At 64.9% G+C, this 13,925-nt stretch carries 11 protein-coding genes; 4 read left to right on the forward strand and 7 right to left on the reverse strand.

All coding sequences use genetic code 11. The features are described 5' to 3' along the window. Positions 1-17 precede the first annotated feature (17 nt). The 4 genes from ACNFBR_RS08855 to ACNFBR_RS08870 form a co-directional block, all read right to left on the reverse strand. Positions 18-2,270, reverse strand: coding sequence for an ATP-binding protein (locus tag ACNFBR_RS08855; protein ID WP_416734565.1), 2,253 nt, complete (start codon positions 2,268-2,270; stop codon positions 18-20). Then, entirely contained in the window at positions 2,267-3,043 is a 777-nt protein-coding gene (locus ACNFBR_RS08860; RefSeq protein ID WP_416734566.1) for a substrate-binding periplasmic protein, read from the reverse strand. The genes ACNFBR_RS08855 and ACNFBR_RS08860 overlap by 4 nt, the downstream gene beginning before the upstream one ends. Beyond that, entirely contained in the window at positions 3,040-3,756 is a 717-nt protein-coding gene (locus ACNFBR_RS08865; protein ID WP_416734567.1) for a response regulator, read from the reverse strand. Before ACNFBR_RS08865 ends, ACNFBR_RS08860 begins: the two co-directional genes overlap by 4 nt. A gap of 75 nt (positions 3,757-3,831) precedes the next feature. After that, positions 3,832-4,476 carry a TetR family transcriptional regulator C-terminal domain-containing protein gene (locus ACNFBR_RS08870; RefSeq protein ID WP_416734568.1) on the reverse strand — a complete coding sequence of 215 codons (645 nt, stop codon included), beginning with the start codon at positions 4,474-4,476 and terminating at the stop codon, positions 3,832-3,834. 99 nt (positions 4,477-4,575) lie between these two features. Here ACNFBR_RS08870 and ACNFBR_RS08875 point away from each other — a divergent pair, with 99 nt between their 5' ends. Then, positions 4,576-5,322 carry an enoyl-CoA hydratase gene (locus tag ACNFBR_RS08875; protein ID WP_416734569.1) on the forward strand — a complete coding sequence of 249 codons (747 nt, stop codon included), beginning with the start codon at positions 4,576-4,578 and terminating at the stop codon, positions 5,320-5,322. A 159-nt stretch (positions 5,323-5,481) separates the two neighbouring features. Here ACNFBR_RS08875 and ACNFBR_RS08880 read toward each other — a convergent pair whose 3' ends face one another. The 3 genes from ACNFBR_RS08880 to ACNFBR_RS08890 are packed head-to-tail and all read right to left on the reverse strand — an operon-like array spanning position 5,482 to position 9,645. Beyond that, entirely contained in the window at positions 5,482-6,537 is a 1,056-nt protein-coding gene (locus ACNFBR_RS08880) for a lipocalin-like domain-containing protein (RefSeq protein WP_416734570.1), read from the reverse strand. Then, the gene (locus ACNFBR_RS08885; RefSeq protein ID WP_416734922.1) at positions 6,527-8,980 is read right to left on the reverse strand and encodes an FtsX-like permease family protein; all 2,454 of its coding nucleotides are present in this window, start codon (positions 8,978-8,980) and stop codon (positions 6,527-6,529) included. The genes ACNFBR_RS08880 and ACNFBR_RS08885 overlap by 11 nt, the downstream gene beginning before the upstream one ends. Further along, positions 8,977-9,645 carry an ABC transporter ATP-binding protein gene (locus ACNFBR_RS08890; RefSeq protein ID WP_416734571.1) on the reverse strand — a complete coding sequence of 223 codons (669 nt, stop codon included), beginning with the start codon at positions 9,643-9,645 and terminating at the stop codon, positions 8,977-8,979. Before ACNFBR_RS08890 ends, ACNFBR_RS08885 begins: the two co-directional genes overlap by 4 nt. Positions 9,646-9,966: 321 nt before the next feature. Here ACNFBR_RS08890 and mrdA point away from each other — a divergent pair, with 321 nt between their 5' ends. The 3 genes from mrdA to ACNFBR_RS08905 all read left to right on the forward strand — a co-directional run bounded on the left by mrdA (position 9,967) and on the right by ACNFBR_RS08905 (position 13,917). Beyond that, positions 9,967-11,862: a penicillin-binding protein 2 gene (mrdA, locus tag ACNFBR_RS08895; protein ID WP_416734572.1), complete on the forward strand. Its 1,896-nt coding sequence runs from the start codon at positions 9,967-9,969 to the stop codon at positions 11,860-11,862. A gap of 297 nt (positions 11,863-12,159) precedes the next feature. Continuing rightward, positions 12,160-12,720, forward strand: a complete 561-nt coding sequence (msuE, locus tag ACNFBR_RS08900) for an FMN reductase (protein WP_416734573.1) — start codon at positions 12,160-12,162, stop codon at positions 12,718-12,720. Between the two features lie 9 nt (positions 12,721-12,729). Next, positions 12,730-13,917, forward strand: a complete 1,188-nt coding sequence (locus tag ACNFBR_RS08905) for an acyl-CoA dehydrogenase family protein (protein ID WP_416734574.1) — start codon at positions 12,730-12,732, stop codon at positions 13,915-13,917. Positions 13,918-13,925 lie beyond the last annotated feature (8 nt).

Raw genomic sequence — 13,925 nt, forward strand, 5'->3', positions numbered from 1 at the left:
CGTAAGTTTTTTGTACGTCAGCGCTGAATCAGCTGTTCCAGGGTGGCGCGGGCCTGACTTAGCTGGGTGGCCAGCGGTTCGCCGAGGGCTTGCAAGGCCTGTACGTCATGCTGGCGGGCCGCCTCCTCCAGGCCATGTAACAACGCGGCCAGCCCGGTAAACCCCAGGGAATCGCAACTGCCGGCCAAACGGTGGGCCAGGTGCAGCACTTCGGTGAAGTCCTGGGCCGGCAGTGCCTCGGCCAGCGCGGCGGCATGTTGCTCCAGCGACTGGCGCAGCACCTTCAACAGGCCTTGCAGCTTCTGTTCGCCCAACAGCGAGCGGTGGGTGTCCAGCAATGACCAGTCCATGTCTGCGTCGGCGCTGGCCATTTCGCCGGGCGCTGCCTCGGCCAATGCCTTGCGCAGGTCGTCCAGTCGCAAGGGCTTGGCCAGTACGCCTTGCATACCAGCGTCCAGGTAGCCCGATACCTGGCCCGGCTGCACGCCGGCCGTCAGTGCCAGGATGCGGCTATGCCGGTTCGGCCCAGGCAAGGCACGCAGCTGTCGGCATAATTCCACCCCGCTCATGCCCGGCAAGTGCACGTCGAGCAGGACCAGGTCGAAGCGCCGCTGAGCACACGCCCGCAGGGCTTGCCCGGCGTCTTCGGCAAAGCTCACTCGGTGACCGTCGCGCAACAGCAGGCCTGCCGCCACCTCGCGGTTCAGCGCAACGTCCTCGACCACCAGGATATCCAGGCGGGGTAACGGCAAAGGCGCTGGCGAGCCCGCAGGCACGGGCTGCCCGCGAGCCACATCGAGCTCGAACCAGAAGCAACTGCCCTGCCCTTGCACGCTCTCAAGGCCGATGCAGCCTCCGAGCTTTTCCACCAAATGCTTGCAGATCGCCAAGCCCAGGCCAGTGCCACCATAACGCCGGGCCACAGCTTCGCTGGCCTGGACGAAGCGGTCGAAGATTTTCGCCTGCACGGCGGGCTCGATGCCGATGCCATTGTCCCGGACCGACAGCCGCAAGCGCTGCGAGCGCTCGGTACCGGCGAGCACCTGTACCCTAAGCTGCACCTGGCCATGCTCGGTGAACTTGATGGCATTGGCCAGCAGGTTGCTCAGCACCTGGCGCAGGTATTGTTCGGCGCCATGCTGGTACGCGGCAACCTGCTCATCGACCTGCAGTTGCAGGGTGTCGGCGTTCTCCATGGCCATGGGTTCGAGCAACGCCAGCACCTCCTGGCACAACTGACGCAAGGAAAACCCCACCAGCTCGGCGCGGCTCTCGCCCTCTTCGAGGCGGGCGAAATACAGCACTTCGTTGAGGATCGCCAGCAGCCCCTCGCCGGCCTTGTACAAGGCCTCGACGCGCTGGCGATCGGCCGCCTCCAGGCGCCCGCCGCGCAGCAATTCGGCCATGCCCAAAATACCGTTGAGCGGCGTGCGCAGTTCATGGCTCATGGTCGCCAGAAAGCGCGACTTGGCCAGGTTGGCAGCTTCGGCCTCGTCCTTGGCCCGGGCCAGGCTGGCCGTACGCCGCTCGACCATGGCCTGCAATTCGTCACGCTTGCCCTGCAGTTCCAGGCGGTCGCGCTCACGGCGCTCGACATCGCTGAGGATGGCGCGGCGCATATCGTCCAGCGCGTTGGCCACCGTGTCGATTTCGTCGGGGCGCGATGAACGGCGGCGGCCCAGGCGCAACGGTTCCTGCCACTGGCCGGCGCCAATCCGGCGGGCAAACTCGGCCATCACTTGCAGGTGGCGGGTGACCAGGCGGTAGAACAGCCCCGACAGGGCCACCGCCAGGCCGCACAGAAAAACGCCCATCCACAGCAGGCTGGCGAGGCCCGTGGCGTACAGACGACGGTGCACCGCGCCCAGGTCGATGCTGACTTCCAGCTCGCCCAGGTGCCTGGCCGGCCCGGAGGGTGGCTGATAGTCGAGGGGGAAGCGCTCGATGCGTAGCGGCCCTTTGGGATCGGCCTCGCCGCGTAACAGTTGAAAATCATCACTGACCAGCCGCACCCGCGCCACATCGGAAAAGTCCACCAGGCCACGCAACTGCACATCCAGCTGGGCCTCGTCCAAATCCCACAGGCTGCGCTCCAGGCTGGCCAGGTAGCCGGCGCGGATCAACGCCATGCGTGCGTCTATATCGCGCATTTCGCGGCGGTACTCGAAGTACAGCTGCACGCCACTGGCCAACACGGTGAAGCACAAACTGAACAGCAGGATGAACAACAGCAGGCGACGCAGCAGGCCATCTGTGCGCAGGCGGATCATCGGGCGTCCGCCGGCAGCTTGATCATGTCACGGTAGGTGACTTCGCTTTGCTCCAGCCAGCGCTCGATCTCGCCGGCCTGGTTCATGCGCCGCAGTTGCGCGTCGATTTCATCCATGTGTTGGCTCAAGGGGGACTGCCGCGACACGGCTACACGCAGATAGTCCACGCTCAGGGCGGTGGGCAACACGCGGATATCCTGCGCGCCGGGCAAGTGCTCGATGAACAATTGGCCCGTACGCCGCTCCTGGATCACGTAGTCGATACGGCCGCGAATCAGCTTGCCGAAGTTCTGCTGGCTGGACGACACCCGCTCGATGTTCTGATGACGGGCGACGAAGCGGTCGAATTCGGCGCCATAACTTTCGCCGTACAACAGGCCACCACGGTAGCCAGCCAGGTCTTCCAATTGCTGGAACTGCACCGGCCGCTTGCGGTTGTAGAATACGGCCACTTCCTCACGTATTACCGGCACCGTGGAAAAACGCATACGCTGGTCGCGCTGGTCGCTGTTGTAGGCCAGCACCACGTCCACCTGCCCTGCAGCGGCGTCCATCAGGCAGCGCTTCCAGTTGCCCAGCACCACGGTTTGCACCGGGTAGCCCATGCGTGCGAACAGCTCGCGCACCACCGTTGGGGCCAGGCCTCGCACCTGGTGACCGTCGCTCCAGGAAATGGGTGGGTACACCGGGTAGTCGCAGTAACGCACCGGGTCACTGGCACTGGCCTGCGCGGCCAGCAACGCCAGCGCCAGCAGCCACGCGCGGTGGCTCATGCTGCCACGCTGGCGGTGAACAGGTAGCCGGTGCCATGAATGGTGATGATCAGTTGCGGCTCTGCCGGGTCGTCATGCAGCTTGCGCCGCAGGCGGCCGACCAGCACATCGATGGAGCGGTCGTTGGGCACCCACTCACGGTTGCGAATCTGGTCCATCAACTGGTCGCGGCTGAGGGTGTGGCCGCTGTTGCGCAGGAACACGCTGAGCAGCTGGAATTCACCGTGGGTCAGCAGGGTTTGCCCGCCACGGGCATCGATCAGGCGGCGGCGGTCGATGTCCAGTGCCCAGTCGGCGAACTGCTTCAGCGACTGTGTGCAAGCCGGTGCCGGGTGCACTTCACGGGCATGGCGCACGCGGCGGATCAGGTTTTTCGCGCGGGACACCAGCTCACGGGGGTTGAGTGGTTTGATGACATAGTCGTCGGCGCCGCATTCCAGGCCGACGATGCGGTCGATGTCATCGTTGCGCCCGGTGATGAGAATGATGCCGACCTCCGAGCGCACCCGCAGCTCGCGGGTCAGGGTAAGGCCATCCTTGCCGGGCAAGCGGATGTCCAGCAGCACCAGGTCGACATCCTGGCTGCCGAGCAGGGCCTCGGCCCTCTCCGCCGTGTCGGCGCAGTGTACATCGTAGCCTTCCTGGGACAGATAGGCCTGCAGCAAGTCACGAATAAGCGGATCGTCATCGACGATCAATACCCGAGGCGTCATTGCGTGTCGTCTCTTTTTTTATTGGTGTTGTTCTACACACTCGCGACAGCAGCGTACTCGTTACTGAACAGGTGATCAACAGCCCTCTGGCAGACTGAAGCGCCGCCGACCGCCGGCCTGCAGGCCGTCGACCCAGGCTTCGCAGATGATCACGCCCTGCTCTGGGCTGAAGGTGCCGGGGTTGAGCCCCGACTCCAGCCACAGGCCGTCGAGCAAGGCGCTCAGGCTGATCGCCGCCAGGTCGGCATCGAAGCCCTGCCAGTGCTCTTCCTCGGCGAGTTTGGCCAGCAGCCGGCTGAGTTCGTTACGGTATTCGCCGTAGGAGTGATCATGTACCTGGTTGATCGCGTCGGCGGTTTTCACCGCGCCCCAGAAGGCCAACCAGGCATCGAGCAGTTGCGGGTCGAGCAGCTCGGCGCAAAAAGAGGCGCGGAAGAACGCCGACAGCCGCTCGCGGGCATTGGGCGCGGCCTGGGCCATGGCCTCGCGCAGCAAGCCCATCACCCGACCCGTGACGGCCATGTAGGCCTCGGCCACCAGTTCGTCCTTACCCGCGTAATGATGGCTGATCAGCCCGACCGAAACCCCGGCCTCGGCCGAGATCTTGCGGATAGATGCCCCCTGAAACCCGTGGCGCTTAAGGCACACCAAGGTCGCCTCGACCAGATTGGCTTTGCGCAATTCCGGCAGCATGCGGTGGTAGCGGGCTTCCTGAGTCATCGGCGGGTCTCGGGTTAGGGGCTGGACTGAACGACTGTACAACAAGCCGGACAGCGTGATAAACCCTTGTCCCTGCCCACAACGATAAAAGCGGCTGCCATGAACGACCTGATCTCACGCGACCTGGACCAAGGCCTGCTGACCCTGGCCTTCAACCGCCCCGACAAGCTCAATGCCCTGAACACCGCCATGTACCAACAGCTGGGCGACCTGCTGCTGACGGCAAGCGATGACCCGGATGTCGATGCCATCATCATCACCGGTGGGCCGCACTGCTTCAGCGCAGGCAACGACCTGCGCGACTTTCTCGACAACCCGCCCGCCGACCAGGACAGCCCGGTGTTCCGCCTGATGCGGGTGGTCATGGGCCTGGACAAGCCGCTGATTGCTGCGGTCAGTGGCCCGGCGATCGGCATCGGGGCCACCCTGTTGCTGCATTGCGACCAGGTGCTGGTCAGCCGCTCGACCAAACTGCGTATGCCCTTCGCGCCGTTGGGTGTATGCCCGGAGTTTGGCTCCAGCCTGTTGCTACCGCGCTTGCTGGGCCAGGCCCGCGCCGCCCGCCTGCTGCTGGGTAACGCCTTGCTCGATGGCGAGCAGATGGTGGCCTGGGGGCTGGCCAATGAGCTGCATGAGGACGGCGAACAGTGCCTGGCGGCTGCCCGCACGCTGGCGCGACAGCTGCAAGGTTATCCGCAGGCGGCACTGCGCATCAGCAAGCGGCTGCTCAAGGACAGCCAGCGGGCGGAGCTGGAAGAAACAGTGGCGCGGGAAAGCCGGTTGTTCGTCGAATGCTTGCGCACAGAAGAGGCGCGGGCCGTGTTGCGTGGGTTGATCAAAGACTGAAAACCTGGGGCACATCGGCCCCACGCCCTGTGCGGTACCTGTAGGAGCAGCCTTGTGCTGCGAAGAGGCCATTGCAGCCGAAGAGGGTCTTTCGCCCTACCGGCCTCTTCGCAGCACAAGGCTGCTCCTACAAGTACGGCGCCGGTCAGAAGGCTAGCGCTAATACCCGGTCATCTCCAGATACCCGCGCCCACCAACACGCCCGCTCAGCCGCACCGGCCCTTCCCAATACGGGAACCGTGTCTGCATCCACGCCTGCGGCTCCACGGCATCAACCTGCACATCAACCCCATGTTCAGGTACCTGCACCCGCCACCGTGTCGGTACCTTTTTGCCGTTTTTCTGCGCAGACCAAGCCTGCGCCTGCAACTGGATCTGCGCAGCGTCCAGCGCTACCACCTCACCCTGCGGCCCAACCCAGGTCCCGGCGCGATAAGCCTCCCCCTGCGCCTCGCGTACCTGAAACAGCATCAGCTTTGCGCCACTGTCCAGATGCAGCGAAAACCAGTCCCAGCCCGTTTGCCCCGCGGCCAGGGGCTGGCTGCTCCATTCCCGGTCCAGCCAGGCCTGGCCGCTGACCGCGATGCACATGCCTTCACGCTCCACTTCCCCATGCACGCGGTAAAACGGCTGACTGTAATAGTAAGAAGCCTGCCCCTTGCCGGACTTCTCGCTGTAACCCTGATCGCCGTGCAGCACCAAAGGCCGATCACTGCGCAAATGCAAGTCGTAGCGAAAGCCCTCGCCACCGGCAACCATCTGCAGGCTTTCGATGCCGCCCCGGCCCTGCAACGACCAATCATTGATCCACGCCTGGAACGGCTGGGCCTGCACCCCGGCCTGGCCGATACCACCACGCGCCAGGGTTTCGCCAGACTGGTGCCCGCCCGGGCCAGTCAGCGCCGCGTGGCCCATCCACACATTCGGGCTGCTCCAGCCAGCGGTTTCCGGACCAGGCCGCAGGGCCGAGCGGAACAGGGTCCACTGCACGCCCCAGTCACGCCCTTGGGCGTCGCTGAGGTTGGCGGTGACATACCACCATTCGATTCGAAAGCCATCATGAGGGCCATGATCACGCGGGAACTCCAGGCGCTGCTCACGGACCACCTGGTTGAACCCATCCACCTGCTGCCCGAGCCCGGCATAGCCTTGCGGCGCCGGCTGGTCACAGCCGCTTAACAGGCAGCACAGCAACAACCAGGCCTTAGGCTTCATCGGCAAACGGCCTCAACAGTTCGCGGGGCTGGCGATGCGCCAGTTGCCACAGCGGCCAGGCGCTGGCCAGCAGGCTGACCAACAGGCCCAGCGCTGCCAGTTGCAGCAACTGCGCCGGGAACACGTAGAGCGGCAGGCGCCAGCCGAACGCTTGTACGTTGACTACCGCCACCAGGCACCAGGCCAGCAACACACCCAACGGGACTGCCAACAGCACCGTGATACTGCTCAGCATCAGTGTCTGCCCCAAGCTCAGCCACACCAGTTGCCTGCGCTGCACGCCCAACGCCCACAGCGGTGCCAGCTGGCTCAGCCGCACCTGGCCCAGCGTCAGCAAATTGATGAACAGCGCCACCCCGGCCACGCCAAGTGTGAGGCTATTGAGCGCGGCGGTGGCAGCGAAAGTACGGTTGAATACCTCGGTAGACCAGCGTTTCAAGCGGGCCTGCTCCACCACACGGCTGTCGTCCAGGGCGAAATGCCGTTGCAACGCGGCCTTGATGACGGGCACTTGCTCAGTGGGCAGGTCCACGCTCAGCCCGCTGAGCGCTGCCTGTGGCCAATGCGTGCGCAACCAGCCGGCATTGACCAGTACATGGCCCTTGGGGTTGCCGTAATCGGCATAGATCCCCACTACCGTCATGGCCTGCGAAGGCAGCGCCAGACGGTCGCCCAGTTGCAACTTCAAGCGCCTGGCCAGCTGTTCACTGAGCATCACGGCATGCCCGCTGGCCAGCTTTTCCCAAGCGCGAGGCTGCTGCTCCAGCAACGGCCAACGCTTGAGGTAGAGCGGATGATCGACAATCCCCTGGAGCTGCACCGGCCAGCTGCGCAACTGCGCTTCCACACGCCAGCCGGGCAGGACCACGCTGGCTGCCGATTGCTGCCCTAGCCACTGGGCAATCTGCAGACCTTGGGCGGTATCCCGAGGGGTGACATACAGGTCGGCTGACAGGCGCAGGTCCAGCCAGCCGACAAAGGTCTTGCGAAAGCCCTCGGTCATGCTGCCCACGCCGACACTGGCAGCCAGCGCCAGCAACAGGGCCATCAGCGCCAGGCTCAGGGCTGGCAGTTGCTGGCGACTGTCGGCAACGAACCATTGCGCCAAGGGCCGCCGGCAAGTGCGCGTCAACAGGGCCAGTACCCGGTCGAGCAAGGCCGGCAACAACAGCGCCGCCGCCAATAGCAGCCCAGCCAGCATGGCAAACGCGCTGACCAGGCTGTTACCCAGCACGCCACAACCCACTGCTTGCAACACCAGCAAGCCCGATGCACAGGCCTGGCGCCTCAACCACGGCCCCTGCGCGAGCCGCCAGGCCTGGGGATGCGCCAGCGCCAGCAATGGCAACCGGGCCGCACGCCATACACTGCTCATCCCCGCCAGCAGTGCACCCAGCACACACATGAGCACCCCTGCCATCCACCACCACGCGGGCAGGTTCAGTGTGCCGGCGACCTGGGCGCCATACAGGCCGCGCAAGCTGGCAGCCACATCGGGCAACAACCACGCAGCCAACGCATAGCCGCTGGCTACTCCGGCCAATCCGCCCAGAACTGCGAACAGGCCAAGCTCTAGCGCCAAGGCACACAACAGAGTGTTCAAGCTGACACCACAGGCGCGCAGGTTGCGAAGCAAACCACGGCGCTGCTCCAGCGCCAGACCGATGGCGGCATGGGCGATAAACAGGCCCACGACGAACGCCAGCAGGCCGAGGGCGGTCAGGTTGAGGTGGAAGCTCTCGGTCAGCCGCTGCAAGCCGCCGTCGTCCTGCTGAGGTTGCAACTCCAGGAAAACCGCGATATCAGCAGGCAGCGGCGCCGGCTTTCCAGCCACCAGCAAACGTGACAACTGCCCAGGTGCGTGCAGCAACCGCTGGGCATGGCCGATGTCGACCACCATCACCCCAGGCGCCAACGCAGGCTGCATGAGCATGGGCGGGAGCAGTTGCCCTTCGCTGTCGCGCACTGCCGCCCCAAGCGCTGCGCCCAGTTGGCGCAAGGTGTCTGGCCCGACCCACGTTTGCCCGGGTGTACCGATGAATGCCTGGACGTCGAATGCTTGCGGCTGCACGCCGGCAATGCTGCTGGTCGGCGGCAGGCTCAAAGGGTCGATGCCAAGCAGACGCACGCTGCGAGCGGGCTCCCCAGGCAAGCGCAAGCGCCCTTCCAGCACTGGCGTCACCGCCCAACCCAGCTTGCGCAACTGCACGTACAGCCGCTGGTCGAAGCGCTCACCGTTGCGCGGTACCCACTGCGCCTGTAACGGACCGGCCAGCACGGTACTGGCCCGGGCGTAGTCGCTGCGTGCCTGGCTATTGAGCGCCTGCACGCCCGTCCATAGCGCCGTGGCCAGCCACAGGCCGGTGAAAATGCTGAAAAACTGCACACGATGGCGCCGCCAATGGCTGAGCAACGCCATCAGGGCTATCGACAAATGCCTCAACATCCCTGTTCTGGCTTAACGCGGCCGGCCTGCAAGTAGCAACGCTGCTGCAAGCGTGCCGCCAACCGGGGGCTGTGGGTCACCATCAGCACACCGCTGCCGGCTTCGGCGACCAACTGCAGCAGCAGGTTCAGCACCTCGTCACTGCTGGCTTCATCCAGGCTGCCGGTGGGTTCGTCGGCCAACACCCAGGCCGGGCGCCCGGCCAGCGCGCGGCCGATGGCGACCCGCTGCTGCTGGCCGCCGGACAATTGTTCCGGGTAACGCGCAAGCAGGTCCGCAAGGCCCAGGCGCTGCGCCAGGTAAGCCGCCCAATGCGGGTCATGCCGCCCGGCCAGACGGGCCTGGAAGGTTAGGTTCAGGCCCACGTCCAGGCTGCTGATCAGGTTGTACTGCTGGAACACCAGGCCAATTCCCTCCCGCCGCCACTGCGCCAGCGACGCTTCCGAACGGCCGTCGAGCGGAACGTCATCGATCAGGATGCGGCCGCTGTCGGCCCGGTCTAGGCCAGCCACCAAGTGCAGCAAGGTGCTCTTGCCGCTGCCCGACTCGCCCATCAACGCCAGGCTGCTGCCGCGCGCCAGGCGCAGATCGACACCCTGCAAGACCGGGAGTGGGCCTTGGGGGGTGGAGAATGACTTGTGGAGGTTTTCGATGGCTAGCATCGAGGGGCCTTGGTGAGCGATGTGTCTGCTTAGTAATAGCAGGTACTGACCCGCAGGGGCTTAGAGGCGGTTGGTGGTCTGTTCGAAAGCCGCGGTTCGCACGAACACCTGAAGGGATACGCTGTGCACCCTGTCCAGAACAGCTCAGCCATGAACAAATCTTCATGTTTGCCGCCAACGCCCTGATCACGGGACACACAGGCGTAACCAGGGTGCCGCCAATCGCGGCTCGCCTTGAGGGCGCGGGATGTGTTGCGTAGCATCCCCGGCCCGTTCGCGCGCCCGCACGGCGAGCGCGATACCTGTAGAAAAGAGCCCCTGATGCCGCAACCCATCCCCCTCAAGGACCACGAAAAGGAAAAACACCTGGTCAACCGCCGGCTTCTGGCCTGCGCCGCCCTGGTGTTCAGCCTGTGTGCCGTGCTGGTGGGCCGGCTCTATGTGCTGCAAGTGCTGCAGCACGACCAGCAGACAGCGGTGTCGGAAAACAACCGCGTACACGTGCTGCCCATCGCCCCAGAACGCGGGCTGATCTATGACCGCAACGGTGTGGTGCTGGCCGACAACAAGCCCAGCTTCGACCTGACCATGACCCGCGAGAGGGCCGGCGGCGATTCGGCCAAGGTACTCGACACCCTGACCCAAGTGCTCGGTTTGACCGAGGACGACCGCAAGCAGTTCGACAAGGACCTGCGCCGTGGCCGCAAGCCGTTCGAGCCGGTGACCCTGATGGTGGGCCTGAGTGAAGAGCAAATCGCCCTGGTCGCGGTCAACCAGTTCCGCCTGCCGGGCCTGGAGGTTGAACCGCAGTTCATCCGCGAGTACCCGCTGGCCGAGCATTTCGCCCATTCGGTAGGTTATGTGGGGCGCATCAACGAAAAAGAGGCCAAGGTCCTCGACAGCACCGAATACCGTGGCACCCAGTCGATCGGCAAGACCGGCATCGAGCACTTCTATGAAAGCCAGCTGCACGGTCACGTCGGCTACGAAGAGGTCGAGACCAACGCCCAGGGCCGGGTGATGCGCGTGCTCAACCACAAGGACCCGACCCCAGGGCAGGACATCGTCCTGACCCTGGACGCCCACTTGCAGGTGGCCGCGGAAAAGGCCCTGGGCGACCGCCGTGGTTCGGTGGTGGTACTGGACCCGGCCAATGGCGACGTGCTGGCGATGGTCAGCAACCCCAGCTTCGACCCCAACCTGTTCGTCAAGGGCATCAGCTTCAAGCAGTACGCCGCCCTGCGCGACTCCATCGACCGGCCACTGTTCAACCGCGTGCTGCGCGGCCTGTATGCCCCGGGCTCCACGGTGAAGCCGGAAGTGGCCATCGCCGGCCTGGACAGCGGCGTGATCACCCCCGGCAGCCGGGTGTTCGACCCTGGCTACTATGAGCTGCCCAACTACGACCACAAATACCGCAACTGGAACCGCAGTGGCGACGGCTGGGTGGACATGTACACCGCCATCATGCGCTCCAACGACACCTACTTCTACGACCTGGCACACAAGCTGGGCATCGACCGCCTGCACGATTACATGGCCGAATTCGGCCTGGGCCAGAAGGTGTCGCTGGACATGTTCGAGGAGGCCTCGGGGTTGATGCCCTCGGCCGAGTGGAAGCGCGCCACGCGGCGCCAGGCCTGGTTCCCGGGCGAGACACTGATCCTCGGCATTGGCCAGGGCTACATGCAGGTCACCCCGCTGCAACTGGCCCAAGCCACCAGCCTGCTGGCGAGCAAAGGCGTGTGGCACCGCCCGCACCTGGCCATGACCGTGGGCGGCGATGCGCCGGTCGACCCCAACCCGATGCCCAACATCGTGCTGCACGACAAGCATGCCTGGGACCAGGTCAGCCAGGGCATGCAGATGGTCATGCATGACCCGCGCGGTATCGCCCGCGCGGCGGCCGCCGGTGCGCAGTACCGCATTGCCGGCAAGAGTGGTACCGCGCAGGTAGTGGCGATCAAACAGGGGGAACGCTACAACCGCGACAAAACCCTGGAACGGCACCGTGACAACGCGCTGTTCGTCGGCTTTGCCCCGGCTGACCACCCGAGCATGGTGGTGGCCGTGATGATCGAGAACGGCGAGGCGGGGGGGCGAGTGGCAGGGCCGGTGGTGCGGGAGGTGATGGATGCTTACCTGCTGGATGAACAGGGGCATTTGAAAGCGGAATTTGCAGGCGGGGTATCCCCTCGGAACGTGCCACACACTTAGGGTGCTTGGGGTTGCTTCGCCGCACCAGGCAACCCCTTAAAGATATAACTGGAATAACAATATGAATTCTTATTCTTTTTTTATCATTCATTAATCCTCTATAACTCTCCCAACTGTACAGCCGCCAACACCCGGCCAACTGTCTGCAGCGCAACACTCGATCAACAGAAAACGCCCGCACGGCAACAGCAGCGCAGCCATGATAATGCGCTAACTTGTTGATTTAAAAAGTAATTAAAACCAGGCACGACGATTGCTCAAGCAAAGTCCCGCTCAACCAGAACCGGAGACCTGCCCATGAGCACCCCACTGAACGTCGTCGCCCTGTCCGGCGGCACTTCCCGCCCTTCGCGCACCCTGGCCCTGACCGAGGCCATCCTCGCCGAGCTGGCCGAACACCTGCACATCAAGCCGCACCTGATCGAACTGGGCGAGATTGCCCGACCGCTGGGCAGCGCCCTGTGGCGCAGCGAACTGCCCGATAGCGTCGAACAGCAACTGCGCCTGGTGGAACGGGCCGACCTGCTGGTGGTGACCACACCCGTGTACCGAGGCAGCTTCACCGGCCACTTCAAGCACCTGTTCGACCTGATCGGCCAGGACGCCTTGGTCGACACCCCGGTACTGCTCGCGGCCACCGGTGGCAGCGAACGCCACGCGTTGGTACTCGATCACCAACTGCGCCCGCTGTTCATCTTCCTGCAGGCCCTGACGCTGCCCATCGGCGTGTTCGCCAGCCAGGCGGAAATGGCTGAATACCGGGTTTCCAGCGACGCCCTCGCGGCCCGTATCCGCCTGGCCGCCGAGCGTGCCGTGCCGCTGTTCGGTGCCCACCACGCACTGCGTAAAAGCGCCTGAGGAGCGGCCATGAATGCACGTGTAACTACCCCACTGCTTCCGGCCTTGGCGATCGCCCGCGAATTGGCCGGGCAGTTCGCCCAGACCGCCGTCGAACGTGACGAGCGCGGTGGCACGCCGAAAGCCGAGCGCGACGCTTTGCGTGACAGCGGCTTGCTGTCACTGGCAATCCCGCAGGCTTTCGGCGGCCAGGGCGCCAGCTGGCACGACACCTTCGCGGTGGTGCGCGAGTTTGCGCGGGTCGACAGCTCCGTCGCCCACGTATTCGGCTTTCACCACCTGATGCTGGCCACCGTGCGTCTGTTCTCGCGCCCGGACCAATGGCAACCGTGGTTCGAACAGACCGCCCGCAAACAGTGGTTCTGGGGCAATGCCCTGAACCCGCTGGACACCCGCACCGTGGTCAAGCACTTCGACGGCTGGTGCGAGTTCTCGGGCAAGAAAAGCTTCTGCTCCGGCGCCAGCGATTCGGAAATGCTGATTGCCTCGGCGGTGGACGAACGTGCCGGCGGCAAGCTGCTGATTGCCGCCATCCCCAGCGGCCGCACGGGCATCAGCCTGCACAGCGATTGGAACAACATTGGCCAGCGCCAGACCGACAGTGGCAGCGCCACCTTCGAGCGGGTACGGGTCGAGCACAACGAACTGCTGCTCGACCCCGGCCCCTTGAGCACCCCGTTCGCTGCCTTGCGCCCACTGATAGCCCAGCTGCACTTCGCCAACCTGTTCCTCGGCATTGCCGAAGGCGCCTTCGACGAAGCCCGCCAGTACACCCTCAGGGAAAGCCGGCCGTGGTTCCGCTCCAGCGCCGCCAGCAGCGCCGAAGACCCGTACGTACTGCGCCATTACGGCGAGTTCTGGGTTGGCCTGGAAAGCGTGCGCCTGCTGATCGACCGGGCCGCGCGCCAGCTGGATGCCGCCTGGGCCAAGGAACACGCGCTCACGGCACAAGAGCGCGGCGACCTGGCCCTGGCCATCGGTACCGCCAAGGTCGCCGCCAGCCGCCATGGCCTGGACATCTGCAATCGCCTGTTCGAGGTCACCGGTGCCCGCGCCACCCATGCCTCGCTGCGCTTCGACCGGCACTGGCGCAACTTGCGCACGCAAACCCTGCACGACCCCGTGGACTATCGCATCCACGAACTCGGCGAGTGGGCCCTCAACGACAAGCGCCCTGCTCCATCCTTCTACTCCTGAGGACTGCC

The organism is Pseudomonas sp. NY11955, from assembly GCF_048068035.1.
In the GTDB taxonomy this organism is placed as follows: Bacteria; Pseudomonadota; Gammaproteobacteria; order Pseudomonadales; family Pseudomonadaceae; genus Aquipseudomonas.